Origin of the sequence: Oceanobacillus kapialis (assembly GCF_044790185.1) — a bacterium.
In the GTDB taxonomy this organism is placed as follows: domain Bacteria; phylum Bacillota; class Bacilli; order Bacillales; family Amphibacillaceae; genus Oceanobacillus_B; species Oceanobacillus_B kapialis.
Genome location: NZ_CP085256.1, coordinates 2,818,287 through 2,834,816, shown reverse-complemented (window position 1 = coordinate 2,834,816; position 16,530 = coordinate 2,818,287). Strand labels below are relative to the sequence as shown.

The following is a 16,530-nucleotide window of genomic DNA, read 5'->3' as shown; positions in this document are numbered from 1 at the left end:
TTATTTTTGCAAATCATCCACGTTATTAATTTTCTTTCCTTTTCAACACAACCAATTGATCTCCTTCAAGTAGATTCAGCTTTTTACTTAATGTAACAAGTTGAATGGTCTTGTTTTCCTTTTGAATGAAGAGTGGGGTAACATCCTCTGTAAGAGAGTCTTTATCCAGCTTGCTATTTTCTTGAATTGGCAAAGCTTTTATATCATAATCCGTATTTATTTTACGGTTCAGCTCCGTGAAAATCGCATCCTCTGCAAAAAGAAGATGTGCCTTATAGGATACATTCATTTCTTCCTCCTCCCCAAATCCTCCACCAGATGGAATGGAAAAGGTATTATGGTAACCAAATTCAGGCGCATACGTTTGACTAACGAGGGCGTTATAGGACATGTCCCCCGTCATGGCAAGAATGGTTTCATATGGTGTGAGATCGACATCATATTGGGTATGCTCAGCTAAAAGCTGCCCATGATAAATCGGGATTTCTCTATCTTTCGCAGCCTTCAATCTTCCAATTGAGGAATCACTAATTAATACAGGAATACCAATCTCTTTTAAATAATCCGCGAAAGCGACGGAAAAGCTACTGGCACCAACGATCAGGATTCCAGGTGGTGCGTCATTTGCCAGGCCAAGTGCTTTTGCCATAGGACGCAACGTGAAGCCATGTGCACAAACTGTAATGAAAACAAGCGCAAAAGTTAAAGTTGTTAACAATGCAGCACCCTCGTGTCCATCCTCAAGCAAGATTCCAGCGAAATAACCGGACACCGTAAGGGCCACTACTCCTCGGGGAGCAACCCAGCCAATGAGTGTTTTTTCCTGCTTCGTGAGTTCGGTTCCTATTGTAGAAAGCCAAATCGACAATGGCCGCACGATGAATAGCATTACAAGTACAAATCCAATAATCGGCCACGTGAAAATCTCCGCAATGGTTTCCCGAGACAGCGAGGCCGTAAGTAAAATGAAAATAGTCGAAGTTAATAACACCGAGATATTTTCCACAAAATGATTCACATTCCCAATCGAGGAAACGTATCTTTTCGTCCGGGCAAGTGTGAGCCCCATCACGGTTACAGCAAGCATTCCTGTCTCATGCATGATCACTTCAGAAATCGTGAAGCAAAGCAGGACAAACGCTAAAATAATCGGTGACTTTAAATATTCCGGGAAAAATCCTCGACTTACCATAATGCTCACGAGTAAGCCAATGACCAACCCTAAAATCACCGCGACTACAGCGCTGAAAAAGAAGGTAAGCATGTAATCAGCATGTAGGCCTTCTGTATTCGTCACCTTGATTACTTCATAAGCAAAAAGGGCAAGCAATGGACCAAACGGGTCGACAATAATGCCTTCCCATTTAAAAACAGCGGCAATCCGCGGATTGAGCTTTGCATTTCGTAATAATGGAATAATGACAGTAGGTCCTGTCACCACAAATAACCCACCAATTATAAAGGAAATTTCCAGGCTAAGCCCTGCGATAAAATGTGCCGCCATAGCTCCGGCAATCCATGCGATCGTTGCTCCGACTGTCACGATACGAAAGACCGATTTCGAGACACCTTTTATTTCTCGAATATCAAGCGTGGAACTCCCCTCAAACAAAACAATCGCAACAGCGAGTGAAATAAGAGGACTATAAAGCTCACCCAAAGCTTCCTGAGGATTAAATAATCCAAAGACCGGTCCGAGCAATAAGCCGGCTATCGACATAATCACAATGGATGGCCACTGAATACGCCACGCAAGCCATTGTGAGAAAATCCCTACAACAAGAATAATGACCATACTAATTAAAACAATATTTTCCATACGTGCACCTTCTAACGATTATAATGTTATTTATTTTACCAAGATTGTTGGGGTTTGTCTTTATTTTGGGAAAAGGGTTGGGAGTGTGGGGGAGTGGAAAGTGACGCGCCGATCATGAGAAGTGGCGCAAGGACCACCGAAAGTGACGCGTCGATCATGAGAAGTGACGCAGGATTCGGGAAGCAGACGCGACAAAGGCCGAATAGAGGCATTGATCATGAAAAGTGGTGCCAAAACAATCTTCCGCAATACCAACTTAACAAAAAGACATGCGAGCAAATCACTCACATGCCTTCCTCCTTACAAATTATTTCTCTCCACTTAACTCCACAAGAATCTTCGCTTGTGATTTATCATTTGAGAGTGCTTCGAAGCCTTTCTCTACGATATCATCTAATTCAATTTGATCTGTTATGACTCCCTGTGGCTTCAGTTGTCCTGCTGCCATTAAATCGATCGTTTGCTGGAAAGTTGAAGGTGAATAAGCAGCAGAGGATGTGATGCGCACACCTTTACCGGTTAATTGGAATGGATTCCATTCAATTGGCTTGGAGAAGATGGAAACAATGACCATCATGCCACGTGGTTTTGTTGCTTCAATAGATTGTCTGAATGTCGGTTCAACACCTGCTACTTCAAACGACACATCAACACCCTCTGGAGCAATCTCGAAAATCTCTTTAACTGGATCTGAATCACCAGAGTTGATGCAATGGGTGGCGCCAAGATCTTTTGCTTTTTCCAACCTGGTTTCAGATAAGTCCAGTGCAATAATGGTGGTAGCACCAGCTGCTTTCGCTGCAATGATGGTAAGCAGCCCAATTGGACCTGCACCAAACACGGCAACCGTATCACCAAATGACATTTCACTTTCTTTAATTGCCTGCACCGCAACTGCTGTCGGCTCTACTACTGCCCCGTCCTGCAATGTTAGGGGCTCTGGTAAATGGAAAACATTAGTTGCTGGCACATTGGCGTACTCAGTAAAACCGCCGTCTGTGTGTAGACCAATAAATGCGAATCCATCATATATATCGAGGCCTTCAGGCTTATTTCCATAGGTAAGAGTGGGATTCACAGCAACCCGATCACCAGGCTTGAAGCCTTTTACATTTGCTCCAACTTCTTCTACAACCCCAGCAAATTCATGACCGAATGTGAAAGGAGCTTTGTCGTTTGTTAACGGTTCTTTTTCTTCAACTGGTACTGTAATGGGTCCGTGTTCATACTCATGCAGGTCACTCCCGCAAATTCCAGCCCAAGCTACTTTTACCTTTACTTCAGTATCTTTTAATTCTCTTAATTCACGATCTTCAATTCGCATATCTTTTTTTCCGTGCCATACTGCTGCTTTCATTATTATATCCTCCTAGATTGATAGATTACTATTTTTTGTTTGGGGAGAGGGAGGTGGAGTCGAGCACCGGGGAGACAAAGTCGCGCATCAGGCAGGCGAAGACGCGCCCCGTCCATCCGAACTCGCGCACCACCTCAGCAAAGACACGCTCCATCCATCCGAACGCGAGCACCAGGCAACCAACCCAGCAACCTAACATCCCCCTCATTACTCAAAATAGAAAAAGACATGCGAGCAAACCACTCACATGCCTTCCTCCTTACAAATTATTTCTCTCCACTTAACTCCACAAGAATCTTCGCTTGTGATTTATCATTAGATAGTGCTTCAAAACCTTTTTCTACAATATTGTCCAATTCGATTTGGTCTGTGATAACAGCATTTGGCTTCAATTGGCCTGATGCCATTAGATCAATGGTTTGCTGGAAGGAAGTAGGTGTGTATGCAATGGATGACGTAATGCGTACACCTTTTCCAGTTAATTGGAATGGATTCCATTCAATTGGTTTTGCAAAAATGGAAACAATAACCATTGTTCCTCTAGGCTTCGTTGTCTCAATCGCCTGTTTGAAGGTTGGTTCGACGCCAGCCACTTCAAATGATACATCCACGCCTTCTGGGACGATATCGAAAATTGCTTCAACTGGATCTTTTTCGCCAGAATTAATAACGTGTGTGGCGCCAACTTCTTTTGCTTTTTCCAAACGTGTTTCGGAAAGGTCTAATGTGATAATTTTACTTGCTCCTGCAGCCTTAGCAGCCATAATGGTTAAAAGTCCAATTGGTCCAGCACCAAAAATAGCTACAGAGTCACCGAATACCAGTCCACCTTCTTTAACAGCTTGTACAGCCACAGCTGTCGGTTCAACCAATGCACCGTCTTGTAGGGATAATGGTTCTGGTAGATGATAAACATTGGATTCAGGGACATTAGCATGGCTAGCAAAACCACCATCTGTATTAAGTCCGATAAATGCGAACCCATCATATGGATCCAAGTCTTCAGGTTTATTTCCATGTGTTAAAGTAGGATTAATGGCAACACGGTCACCAGTTTTGAAATTTTCCACATCTGATCCTACTTCTTCTACAACACCGGCGAATTCGTGCCCAAATGTTAAAGGAGCTGTGTCACCAGTTAATGGATCTTCCTTTTCAGAAGGAACGAAAACCGGGCCTTCTTCATATTCATGTAAGTCACTTCCGCAAATTCCTGCCCAGGCTACTTTTACCTTTACTTCAGAATCTTTTAATTCTCTTAATTCACGATTTTCAATTCGCATATCTTGCTTTCCATGCCATACTGCTGCTTTCATTGCGTTGACCTCCTAGAAAAAATAGTTTTAAATATTCATTACAATTCTACTATACCCACCTTAACTGGACTCGTAAACTATTTGTGAAATAATTCACAAAATGTTCTAGATAATAGGAAAAAATTACAGAAAAGTCAGGTGATAGCGTATACATGGTGTTTTTTGCGTGCTATGATAAAAGGAAAAAAAGGGGCGTTACAGTGTGAAAGGTAATGTGTTGTTTTGGATGGTTTTTCTTACGTTTAGTGCTTTAAATACATATGTAGCGTTTTTCTTAATGGATCGCTTTTTACCTGGGACGCACTCTTTCTTTATGGTTATACTTATTATCTTATTTTTGACCATCATAATCCCGATCACTGCAATAATTTCGGAAAAACTAGTAAAATTTGCGCTGGGGAAGGGACTTCGTAAGCAACAGAACTTCAATTGGTTTATTGCCATCGTAACGGTGGTGCCAGTTTGTCTTTATGGTCTTTTTCTGTTCAACACATTTAAAGAAAAAGGGCTAGATGAGGTAATAGATTTTCATGCTGACGATTATCATTCCATGCAATTCTCCGTGCAAGGGGATCCTACTCACGGATGGAAAACGGATGAGCAGCAACCAGTAGAAGAGCTAGTTACATTTCTTAGTGACTATAAGGTTAAAAAAATGAACGATGCAGCGTGGGATAGTGATGTAGCAGGTCTAAATGGCTTTAAGTTCACGATTGTTACAGAGGGGAAACCTATTATGGCTGGGATCTACGAGAGTCGCGTCCATTTTTACACAGGAGGTGCCTATTATAAGGTACTGAATGGACCAATTGATACTGCATGGGTGCAGGAATACGATGAGAAATATCAATAGAGCAGGCTTTATCAGTCACATGGACAGGCCACGCAGAACAGGTACGTTAAACAATGGCCGTATAGTCTAACAAAGCATAAACAATCGAACCTATCAAAAATAACCCACACGTTACAGCGCTTAGAAGATAGGTTTTCTTTTCTCTCGTAAACTTCCATTTCATGTACGTGCGAAATTCGAAGACCAGACCCATCCCGATAAAAATAAAGATGCGTAGAGAAGGTAACTCTAAAATAGAGAAAAGCATGACAATGTAACTACTCCAGTAGAGAATGTTCTCGCCATATTTGTGTTGTTTGTTCACATATTTGCTTTCGTTTTCCAGTGTGGAACGTTCAATCGGCAGTTTTTTAATTAAACGCCGATTTATAAAGCGATCTAGGACTAAAATACAAATTAAAATAATAAAAATGGTCCACATTAAAATGCTTCCTCTCTATCATAAATTGTATCTCCTTCCCCATTTTATTCTATGAAAACGAAAAAAAGCAACCCACCATCATCTCATTGGGTTGCTTTTATCCCGTTCGTTCCACTAACATTTGGTGGGGGAGGAAGGGAACCCCACCACCAATTGAAGTTTCACTTTATGTTCGTCGGAAACTGCTCAACATTTTGTTATGAAAAGAGTTAGCTTTCCACTGTGTAAGCATATGCCACAAAGCGTTCTGGTGCAGAACCTACCATATGAAATGGATAACAAGTTGTCACGACAAGTACTTCTTCACCCATTTTACGAATAACAGAGGTATCATCCTCAGGAACGATTTCAGTTTCTCTGATGGCATACTCATACGTGCCATAAGGCATGTTTACCACAAATGTATCACCAATTTCCAGTTGGCCAAAGTCACGGAAGACGGTGTCACGATGGCCGGAGAGTACAATTTGCTCCCCATCTCCCTTTGCCTACTCGGTGTTAACGGTAAATGAAAGCATTATTGAAAATTATGTAATTTTTTAGGGCGAGAATTGAATGACTGCTGCCCTTATTTTATTTACTTTACATTTTTTTTGATAAACCGACTAAACTAAAACCCAAAGAGAAGGAGGGATATTAAATGGCAAAAGGAAAAACCAAAACGAAGAACAAGAGCAAAGAAGAAATTAATGATATGAAAAATGACAACAAATACAAACGAAATCGCCCGCCTGGTAACTAGGTAAGGTTAAGGAATTTGTGCTCGCATTCTCTTTTGAGCTAGGAAAAGAGATGTAGGGGAATTTTTCTCAAACGTTGTAGCAAATAAATAAACACCCCCGGCAGTTTCATAACTACTGGGGGTGAAAAAAATTTTATTAAACAGATGTAGCACCTTGCGCACCGTCGATTCGATAATAAGAACCACTGATAAAGGATGCTTTGTCAGAAGAAAGGAAGACCATCAGATCTGCAATCTCTTCTGCCGTAGCGTAACGGTTCAATGGGACAGAAGCTTCAAATTGTTTTCTAGCTTCCTCAGCTTTATCGCCCATCGCATTGGATTCAATCGATCTCATCATTGCTGTATCCACACCAGATGGGGCAACAGCATTAACACGTACACCGTACTCAGCCATTTCAAGTGCAGCAGTTTTGTTTAATCCGATTACTGCATGCTTCGAAGCAACATATGCGCTCATGCCAGGAGCTCCCAGCAGTCCACCGTTAGAAGCTGTGTTTACTACCGCACCACTTTTTTGTTCCTTCATGATGTTTAAGACATATTTTAGGCCATAAAATGCACCCATCACATTTACGCCAAATACTGCATTAAAATTATCTGCAGTTTGCTCAGTAAGGTTTGCGAACTCGCCGTTAATACCAGCGTTATTAATAAACACATCAATACGGCCATAGTGCTCTTTCGTTTTCTCTACATAATTCTTAACTTCTTCTTCTTTGGTTACATTTGCATCAAGTAAAAGAACGTTAGAATCCTCAAGAGAAGCTGCAGCCTCCTCAAGCGCTTCTTTTTTCAAATCCACAAGTGCTAGTTTTGCACCTTCTTTTTGAAAAGCTTTTGCTGCTGAGATGCCAATCCCACCTGCTGCTCCTGTAATAAGTACTAATTTGTCTTTGAATTGCATAAAGATTTCCTCCTATACCACAATGGTTACTTGATCAATATTTGCTTTTGAGGAAGTAACAAAGTGCAATTATTTTAAACACATTAAAAAGCATACGCCTCTCCTCTATAAAGCAGGCTAGCAAGTAATTAGCTTATTTAAATAGATCAGCCATCTGCTGTTTTTTTCTTTTGTAATCTTTAGTATGTGAAATTTGTTTTTGTAGCATGCCAATTTCTTGTTTAAGATTTGCAATTTCAGATTGCTGCTGTTTAATGGTCGCGATATGTTCTTCTTGACTACATTGTTTCTTTTTAATCTCCTGCAACATCCGTTCATGTGCTGCAACATGGGAAATTGTTGTATTAATATTATTCAGAAAAGCGATCAAGTTAGAACGCTCCTGCTCCCACTCGGTGTAGGTTTCCGTCTGCGAGTTATCAACACGAATAGGGAAGCTTCTTTCTGCAAGCTGTTTCGTTATCCATTTAGAATTTGCGTTTTGATACTTACACTTCTTTATAAATCGCATAATATCAATCGCTTCCGTAAGATAATAAATGGTATTATCTTGTTGCGTTTTTGGAATATACATCGAAAACTCTTCCATCCAGTATTCTCCCGTGTCTTGTGATATTCCGACAATATGGCAAAGCCCTTGGAAGCTGAGTAATTCCATTTCTATGCACCATCTTTCATATATTTGTCCAGTAATTACAAGCATATCTTACGGATTTGATTTTACTATAACCAGTAGAGTAGGCGAGAGCATGGCATAAATGTGGGAAAAGTATGGGATTTTGATTACAACGGTGTAGGAAGTGGAGAAAGTATGGTTGATGGGATGCGCTGCTTGGTTGATTGCGCCGCCCTCATGGTCGATAGAACAGTGCCATTGGTTGATAGAACAGCGCTGATGGTCGATAGAGGAGCACCCATGGTCGATAGAACAGCACCCATGGTTGATAGAGCAGCACCTATGGTTGATAGAGCAGCACCCATGGTCGATAGAGGAGCATCCATGGTTGATAGAGGAGCATCCATGGTTGATAAAGGAGCACCCATGGTCGATAGAGGAGCACCCATGGTTGATAGAGGAGCACCCCTGGTCGATAGAGCCGCGCTGATGGTTGATAGAACAGCACCCATGGTCGATAGAGCAGCACCCATGGTCGATAGAGCAGCACCCATGATCGATAGAGGAGCACCCATGGTTGATAGAACAGCGCCGATGGTTGATAGAACAGCACCCCTGGTCGATAGAGCAGCACCTATGGTTGATAGAGGAGCACCCATGGTCGATAGAACAGCATCCATGGTTGATAGAGCAACACCCATGGTTGATAGAACAGCACCCATGGTCGATAGAACAGCACCCATGGTCGATAGAGCCGCGCCACTGGTTGATAGCACAGCACCTCCCCACCCCAATCGTACCAGCAACAAAAAAGCCCTCGCTATCCCGGCTAGAGCTTATCCAATTTAATCCTCAACTCTATTATAAACACACTTACCGCCAATATATGTTTCCAAAACGTTAACATCTTTAATTTGCATTTGATCAATTGCTGTAGGATCGCTATCTAATACGGCAAAGTCAGCGAGTTTCCCTGCTTCTAAGCTTCCAGAGTTTGCTTCATCTGCATTCAGTCTAGAACCGTCTATGGTCATCGTGCGAATTGCTTTTTCCACACTGATGCACTGATCTTCGCCAAGAATTTCTCCGTCCATTGTCTGGCGGTTTACCGCTGCCCAAATGGAAAATAACGGAGAGATTGGGGTGATCGGACAATCAGAATGGAGGGTATAGAGAAGATCCCTTTCTGATGCATCAGCAAGCGGGTTGATCCTTGCTGTCCTTTCTGGTCCTAAAAAGTATTTCTTATGACGGTCTGCCCAGTAATAGACATGGTTAATAAAGAAGGAACCTGCGACATCAAGCTCTTTCATTTTATCCAAATCAGCATGTGTTGCGGTTTGCAAATGTTCAATTCGATGCAAGTGATGGTCGCGTGGACTCTGTTTTAATACATAGTCATACGCATCTAAAATGGATTCAATTGCTCTGTCACCATTTCCATGAATCGTTAAGCGGAAGCCGCGATTGTGCAGATCAAGCAACTCTTCTTGAAAGGCATCCTGATCATTTAATAATTCCCCGTATTCCTCAGGCTTTGTGTAGTAAGGCTTACGCAATGCTGCGGTAAAACCTTGAATGGAGCCATCTTGGAAATGCTTGGCGCTATCAAGGACAGCGCGGTTATCGGTTGCAGCCTGTATTTCCTGATTTAACGTTTTGGCATCTCTGTCCTTAAACTTACTGCTTAAAAGATGATGCAAAATCATCAAGCGCATGCGTAAGGGATGCTTCGCTTCTTTAACTGCCTTGATGTGTGCTTCGTACTCGGCAAAGCCAAGATCGAGTCCAACCCCAGCATCAGATGCCGTCGTGATTCCTTCTGCAAGGTAATCTTTTGCTCCTTCTCCAAGCAAGTCCGCCATGTCGGAGATGGAAGGTGTTGGGATAACGGCTTGTACAGCATCGAGTGCTGGTAGCTCGTATAGCACGCCATCTAATTTACCTTGCTCGTCTCTCCCGAAGCGCCCGCCTTTAGGATCTTTCACCTCATCCGTTAGACCAGCAAGCTCTAATGCTTTGGAATTTGCGACGGCAAAGTGGACAGATGTATGGCGAATGAAAATGGGTACTTCATTGGAAACCTGATCCAGTTCTTCGCGGGTAGGATGGCGGTTTTCCTTTAATAAAGTATTGTCATAGCCCCAGCCTAACACCCATTCCCCGTCCTTCGTTTTCTTCAATTGGTCTTTTAGCTTTTCTAAAATGTCCCCGATTGTCTGATTCAGGGGAGAGGTGCAGTTTGCCTGATCTTTAAACTGTGAGTACATAAGCAGGTGACTGTGTGTGTCAACAAAGCCAGGGAGAATGGTTTTTCCTTCCATATCCATAACTTGTTTCACGTCATTATTTTTCAAGTAGCTCTCAGGTGGTTCTGCGGTTTCCCAAACCTGATCAATACGGCCATTTTTTACGGACAGGGATCCTGCTCTTGTAAAATCCTCATCTACCGTAAGGATGTTGGCATTTTTTAGTATTAACTCGATTGTCATGTTGAAATACTCCTTTTATTTTGCAAGTAACATACAACTTTTCTTATCTAAGATTAATGGGGATGCCCCGATTTTAGGTGGTGGATTCCTTCGTTGATTCAGTCTTCACGGACGCTGAATCAAGGTCTTCCCAATAAACGGCACGCACCTGTTCGGTTTTATCATGGCTGGTAAGCAGACTAACAATAACCAGCGTTAAAATGGATACGACAAAACCAAAAATTGTGTGATCCAATGGAATGTTCAGGTATGGCCAGCTTAGGGTTGCGATTAACGCAAGCACCATACTCCAGATCATGCCGTGTTTCGTAACCTTTTTCCAAAACATAACGGCAAGGAAAGGGAATACTAGAACTGTAGCCGAAAGCCTTAAAGCCCATTGGTACGCCGTTTCGATGTTTGTGACAAAATATGCTGCAACCATGCCTAGCACGGAAATAATGACGACCGAAAGTCTTGCCGAAAACATAAGCTGTTTATTTGTTGCTTTTGGATTAAAAATTCGTTGATATAAATCACGTGTGATGTTCGAGCTTCCTTGTAAAATAAAGGAGGTTGCGCCAGTCATTAAGGCTGCCATCAAACCGATAAATACAATCCCTCCAACGGCTGGTGGCAGTAATTCTGCGGTCACATAGGAGAAGATCAGATCTGCGTCTATATCCGTTGGCACGTATTGTCTTGCAATAACACCAATGGAATAAGGGAGAAAAGAAATAGCTCCCGCAATCACAAACCCAGTGACACCCGCTTTTTTGGCTACCTTTTCACTTTTGGAAGCGAAAATTCGTTGCCAGGTGGATTGCCAAACTATGTAAAATGGCCCAACAGATAATGCATAAAGCAATACACTGCCTAATCCTTCTGCACCTAATGGAGAGATGTAATCCATTGGTGTATTGGCAAGAATCTCTTGAAAACCGCCAGCATACATAACACTAGATACAGCAAGAACGATAATCCCGATGATCACAATAATGGATTGCAGTGCATCCGTAATAATGGTCGCTGGTAAGCCACCCAATATGGTAAAGCCCAGGATCAAAACAAACGAAACAGCAATCCCGACATTTAATTCAAATCCTAATGTGATATTAAAAATGGTGGACATTCCAACCATTTGTAAGGCAAGCGTTGGAACGGAATAGATAAACGCTGAAAGAATGGAAGGGATAATACCTGATCTTCCGCCAAAACGTTCGCCGAATAAATCAGCCAATGTGTAGAGGCGTTGCCTGCGTAACGGACCAGCAAATGCAACGATCAGTAACAAACAGAATAGAATTCCTGGAAGTGCGAATTTGAAGAATCCGGAAAGTCCGACAGTGAACCCCATGCCAACCCAGCCAATAAATACAGCAGCACCACACCATGTGCTAATAATGGTTCCGACAATTGGCCAGAAGCCGGTGTTCCAACCACCGATTAAATAGTCATCATAGGTCTTCACCTTAAAGAAGTAGTAAACCCCCATGGCAAACATAAGGATAAAATAAATTACAATATAGCTTAGGTACCAAGTCATGTACAATAATCTCCTCAATATAGGTTTTTAGATGTGTCGACAAAAACGATTACAATATGATGTTGTTCTCACCGCCTATTTTAATAAGGTATGTTTTATATTTAACCAAAGACAGCCTTTCGTTTCAAGGAATGTTATTTTGTGTAGAGTAGATTTTGCTTAGGGAGAGTTCGTTGATTGGCTCCCAAAAAAGGCTGAGCTTTGTGCAAAAAAATCCGCCTATCCTATAAAGAGGGGATGGCTAGATTTAAATCTTTACTCGAGCATAGCACCAATTGCACCAGCGTAAGCGCCTTTTTCTATAAAGATTGCTTTATAGTCAAAGCTATCCTCGAACATGCGCAGCCGCTGTTTTAAGGGCTGATTTTCTTCGAGTGTACTTCCAATAAAAACGAGGTTCTTTGTTTGGTTGGCTTGCGCTGCTTGGAGTGCAAGCAGCAGAATGGTCTCGGCGAGGAACCGCACCAAGCTTGCCATATGGTCATCTGCTGTTGCCTCTTTGTTAAGATGCGCTTTTCCAAAGTTAGCAGCAGTGAGGTCACCTGTAAGAGGAGGGGCACTAGGCGCATAAATGTCTTTAATCAACAGGTCACTTGCTCGTTCATCCCCTTTTTCAGCTGAGGCGACAAGACTTGTGAAATCCGCGTTTTTGTTAAAAAGTAGTGAACCAAGTCCCATTAATGTGCCACCGCCTGCCCCGCTTCCGAATAATCGTTCAAAGGATTGGGGTGTTACCTTGAAAAAAGAAGTTCCTGTACCAACACTTGCTAAGATATAATCGGTAGCTGTCATATTTTCTTTCTCCATTAAAAAACGGGTCCCTTTGACAGTTGCTTCAAACTCATCCACTAGATATGTCTGCCCTGAAAGGAGAGATTGCACATGCGCACGCTTTCCACCAGTAAGATAAACCTTAGCTTCTGGATTCACATCTTGCAGCACCTTTACACACTCATCCACCTTTTCGACAGGGAATGTTTGCGTATCCATTTCTCCGTTTTGCCAATACGCTATTTTGATAAGTGAACCACCTGCATCAATTCCAATACGGTCCATTACGATCCCCTCCGAATTTACATACTTTTCTCCTTATCATAACAAAAAGTGCAAGAGAAGGAGAGCGATATTTTCGTTTGTTAGAACCTAACATGATACAATTGAATTAGACACCATAAACAAATTTGGAAAGGAAGATACATATGGCAGCAAAATTCATTGGTTATGCAGGAACCTATACACGAAAAACGAGCGAAGGTATCTACCAATTTGTGTTGGATACGGAAAAGGAAACCTTACAGAAAGCGGAGGTTGCAGCAAAGGTAGGCAGTCCTACTTACTTGACCATTAGTGAGGACAACAAGCATCTCTATTCTGTTGCGCAGGACGGCGATATGGGCGGTGTCCATGCTTACGAAATCACACAGGAAACAGGCGAACTAAAACAGATTAATGGTCAGCTTGTCGAAGGTGCCCCACCATGCCATCTTGATGTAAAAAAGGATGTGCTTGTGACCGGTAACTATCACAAGGGAGAGATTGGCGTTCACAAAATTGGCAGCTCATATGAGGTGGAGCAGGGAAGCTTTGTGAAGCATGAAGGCAGCGGCCCACATGAACGACAGGAAAAACCGCATGTTCATTACACAGGCTATACACCTGACGGAAATTATGTAGTAGTAGCTGACCTCGGCACAGATAAGCTTGTCACCTACAAGCTAGAGAATGGCGTGTTAGAACATGTGAGCACACTAAATGTAAAAGCAGGAAGCGGCCCACGCCACATCACATTTCATCCAAATGGTAAAACAGCATACCTCTTTACAGAACTTAGCTCAGAGGTAGTGGTTTTGGATTATGACACATCCACAGGCAGTTTTACAGAAAAGCAATATATCAAAGCCATTCCCGTGGATTTCAATGAAACAAACGATGCGAGCGCCATCCATATCACCTCTGATGGGAAATTTGTCTACGCCGGAAACAGAGGCCATAACAGCATAGCTGTATTCGCAGTACAAGAAGAGACAGATGAGCTATCTCTAGTGGAGATTATACCTTCAGGTGGAGAATGGCCACGTGATTTTGTGTTAGATCCAAGCGAGAAATTCCTCGTTGCGAGCAATCAACATAGCGGTAATGTTGTCTTGTTCAAGCGTGATGAAGCAACAGGCAAATTAACACAGACGGATCAGGTTATTGAGGTGCCAGAAGTAGTGTGTGTGAAATTTTTAGGGTAATAAAACCAATAATAGGAAAAAACAGAGGAAGGCTGTTGGGTAGCCTTCCTCTGTTTTTGTTTGCATCGTATATAGTAGAAATTGAGGAACGAAAACCTACTATTATATTTTGGCAAGTTATGACCCAATCATCTTGCTGTTTTCCTAACTACATTAGTTCATTTTAAGGATAAAATTGGTCAGCAAAATAGCATTTTATTCATTTTACAATTTTGCTAGAATAGCTTAACGTTAGATTAGGTAGAAATAAAGCACGATATAGTTTGTTGTTTAAAATTGATTTATAATAAAAGGAGGAGGTGAGAACTTGGAGACAAATGAAATCTTGCAGCAAATTCTTGATAACCAGGTTAAAACAAACACCACGTTAGTAGCGATAGACAATCGGCTAGAGAAAGTAGATACAAGGTTGGAAAACGTGGAAACGCGACTAGGGAACGTAGAAACAAGGTTGGAAACTGTGGAAACAAGATTAGAGAAAGTAGAAACAAGACTGGACACAGTAGAATACCGCCTTAATACGGTGGAGACAAAAGTTGATGTTTTGGAGAATACAATGGAAGAACGCTTTGCTAAAGTAGAAGGGCGTTTTACACAAGTAGATAGCCGATTCGATCAAATGGAAGTGCGTTTCGAGCAAGTAGATCAGAACTTTGCTCAAATGGATAACCGCTTTAATAAGGTAGATGACCGTCTCGACAAGGTGGAGAAAGATATCGATCTGCTTAACAATCAAATGATACAAGCCTACCATGACCTAGAAGAGACGATGACCGAGAAAATTGATTCGATTACCCATCAGTTTAGTAAAAGTGAAGAAACAGCTTTTTGGGCAGATAAAACCATTCATCTTGAAAAAGAAATCTACAAATTAAAACAGCAGCATAGCTAATCCTTGCACAAGGACTAAAAGTGAAAATCCCCTTGTGCAATCATTTCTTTTTTTTAACCCCCATACCCCTCACATAAAATTAGCCACCAACAATTAGGAAAGTAAAGGTAGATTAGAAGGAGGATATAATCATGAAATTTTTCCATACAGCAGACTGGCATCTTGGCAAGCTTGTACAGGGTGTATATATGACAGAAGATCAGGAGTACATATTGGAGCAATTCGTGCAGGCAGTTGAAGAGGAGAAACCAGATGCCGTCATTATTGCAGGAGATCTTTATGACAGGGCCGTGCCGCCGACTGATGCAGTTCACCTACTTGATAATGTACTGGAGAGGATCGTCCTGCAGCTAAAAACACCAGTGCTTGCGATTGCTGGTAATCATGATAGTCCTGGCCGCCTAAATTTCGGCAGCAAAATCATGCGCGATAATGGCTATCATATAACAGGAAACCTGACGAAGGATATGCAGCCTGTCATCCTACATGATGCGCATGGGGAAGTTCATTTCCATCTCGTACCATTTTGTGACCCAAGTGTTGTGCGTAATGTGTACGAGGATGAAGAGATCCGATCCCATAACGATGCCGCGAAAAAAATTACAGAAGAGATAAAAGCAAACATGGATTCAGAGGCTCGTCATGTGTTTGTTGGACACGCATTTGTAACACCGTATGGCGAGGAAGAAGCGAACACAAGCGACTCCGAGCGTCCGCTTTCTATTGGTGGCTCTGAATATGTGGATGCCACAAATTTTGATGCCTTCCACTACACTGCTCTCGGGCATTTGCACCAGGCTCATTTTGTCACAAATGAAACGATTCGCTATGCAGGCTCTCCATTAAAATATTCTATTTCTGAGGAAAAGCATAAGAAGGGCTATTATATTGTAGAAATGGACGGAGACGGAAATGTCACGTTAGAAAAGAAACTGCTTGTGCCGCGCAGAGATATCCGCACAGTAGAAGCATCGCTTGATGAATTGCTGGAGCACTCGAGAAACGAGGATTATGTGTTTATCCGGCTAACGGACGAAACACCTGTCTTGTCGCCAATGGAAAAAGTGCGTACGGTTTATCCAAACGCCATGCATGTGGAACGGACAAACTATATGCTTTCACCGGGTGCAGAAGATACTACCGAAAAAATGGAACGGACAAAAATGAGTGATATTGAGCTGTTTCATGCGTTTTATAAAGAAGTAAAAGGCAACGAAGCATCAGCTGAAGCGGAAGAGCTGTTTAAAGAAGTACTGGATGAACTATTAAAAGAAGAAAATGAAACGAACATGACATCTAAAATGAAAAGTGCTGTAACCAATTAGTTGCCAAACAGGCGGTGAGGAGAGAACA

13 protein-coding genes and 2 pseudogenes are annotated in these 16,530 nt (G+C 42.1%); 4 read left to right on the top strand and 11 right to left on the bottom strand.

Annotated features, from left to right (window positions below; all coding sequences use genetic code 11):
* Positions 1–25 precede the first annotated feature (25 nt).
* From LG273_RS14695 to LG273_RS14685, 3 genes are all read right to left on the bottom strand, one after another.
* Positions 26–1,819 (bottom strand): cation:proton antiporter, encoded by a 1,794-nt coding sequence (locus tag LG273_RS14695; protein WP_404454873.1) that lies wholly within the window; start codon positions 1,817–1,819, stop codon positions 26–28.
* A gap of 307 nt (positions 1,820–2,126) precedes the next feature.
* On the bottom strand, positions 2,127–3,176 hold the full coding sequence (locus LG273_RS14690) for a 2,3-butanediol dehydrogenase (RefSeq protein ID WP_404454870.1): 1,050 nt from the start codon (positions 3,174–3,176) through the stop codon (positions 2,127–2,129).
* A 266-nt stretch (positions 3,177–3,442) separates the two neighbouring features.
* Positions 3,443–4,492, bottom strand: a complete 1,050-nt coding sequence (locus LG273_RS14685; RefSeq protein WP_404454867.1) for a 2,3-butanediol dehydrogenase — start codon at positions 4,490–4,492, stop codon at positions 3,443–3,445.
* Between the two features lie 202 nt (positions 4,493–4,694).
* Between LG273_RS14685 and LG273_RS14680 the strand changes: the two genes are divergently transcribed.
* Positions 4,695–5,345: a hypothetical protein gene (locus LG273_RS14680; RefSeq protein ID WP_404454864.1), complete on the top strand. Its 651-nt coding sequence runs from the start codon at positions 4,695–4,697 to the stop codon at positions 5,343–5,345.
* Between the two features lie 46 nt (positions 5,346–5,391).
* On the opposite strand, the gene LG273_RS14675 is transcribed toward LG273_RS14680, so the two are convergent.
* The 8 genes and pseudogenes from LG273_RS14675 to coaW form a co-directional block, all read right to left on the bottom strand.
* Complete coding sequence (locus tag LG273_RS14675; RefSeq protein ID WP_404454861.1) at positions 5,392–5,766, bottom strand: DUF4181 domain-containing protein; 375 nt, start codon at positions 5,764–5,766, stop codon at positions 5,392–5,394.
* 209 nt (positions 5,767–5,975) lie between these two features.
* Positions 5,976–6,245, bottom strand: a pseudogene (locus LG273_RS14670) (sortase); the annotation flags it as partial.
* Between the two features lie 399 nt (positions 6,246–6,644).
* Positions 6,645–7,415 (bottom strand): SDR family NAD(P)-dependent oxidoreductase, encoded by a 771-nt coding sequence (locus LG273_RS14665; RefSeq protein WP_404454858.1) that lies wholly within the window; start codon positions 7,413–7,415, stop codon positions 6,645–6,647.
* Between the two features lie 133 nt (positions 7,416–7,548).
* On the bottom strand, positions 7,549–8,073 hold the full coding sequence (locus tag LG273_RS14660) for a hypothetical protein (RefSeq protein WP_404454855.1): 525 nt from the start codon (positions 8,071–8,073) through the stop codon (positions 7,549–7,551).
* A gap of 260 nt (positions 8,074–8,333) precedes the next feature.
* Positions 8,334–8,732: pseudogene (locus tag LG273_RS14655) on the bottom strand (DUF6944 family repetitive protein); the annotation flags it as partial.
* A gap of 144 nt (positions 8,733–8,876) precedes the next feature.
* Positions 8,877–10,523 (bottom strand): amidohydrolase, encoded by a 1,647-nt coding sequence (locus tag LG273_RS14650; protein WP_404454852.1) that lies wholly within the window; start codon positions 10,521–10,523, stop codon positions 8,877–8,879.
* Positions 10,524–10,596: 73 nt separating this feature from the next.
* A complete protein-coding gene (locus LG273_RS14645; protein ID WP_404454849.1) occupies positions 10,597–12,048 on the bottom strand; it encodes a sodium:solute symporter in 1,452 nt (483 codons plus the stop codon).
* Between the two features lie 255 nt (positions 12,049–12,303).
* Positions 12,304–13,104 (bottom strand): type II pantothenate kinase, encoded by an 801-nt coding sequence (coaW, locus tag LG273_RS14640; RefSeq protein WP_404454847.1) that lies wholly within the window; start codon positions 13,102–13,104, stop codon positions 12,304–12,306.
* A gap of 143 nt (positions 13,105–13,247) precedes the next feature.
* Between coaW and LG273_RS14635 the strand changes: the two genes are divergently transcribed.
* From LG273_RS14635 to LG273_RS14625, 3 genes are all read left to right on the top strand, one after another.
* Positions 13,248–14,285 carry a lactonase family protein gene (locus LG273_RS14635; RefSeq protein ID WP_404454844.1) on the top strand — a complete coding sequence of 346 codons (1,038 nt, stop codon included), beginning with the start codon at positions 13,248–13,250 and terminating at the stop codon, positions 14,283–14,285.
* A 307-nt stretch (positions 14,286–14,592) separates the two neighbouring features.
* Positions 14,593–15,177 (top strand): hypothetical protein, encoded by a 585-nt coding sequence (locus tag LG273_RS14630; protein WP_404454841.1) that lies wholly within the window; start codon positions 14,593–14,595, stop codon positions 15,175–15,177.
* A gap of 131 nt (positions 15,178–15,308) precedes the next feature.
* Positions 15,309–16,502 carry an exonuclease SbcCD subunit D gene (locus LG273_RS14625; RefSeq protein WP_404454838.1) on the top strand — a complete coding sequence of 398 codons (1,194 nt, stop codon included), beginning with the start codon at positions 15,309–15,311 and terminating at the stop codon, positions 16,500–16,502.
* Positions 16,503–16,530 lie beyond the last annotated feature (28 nt).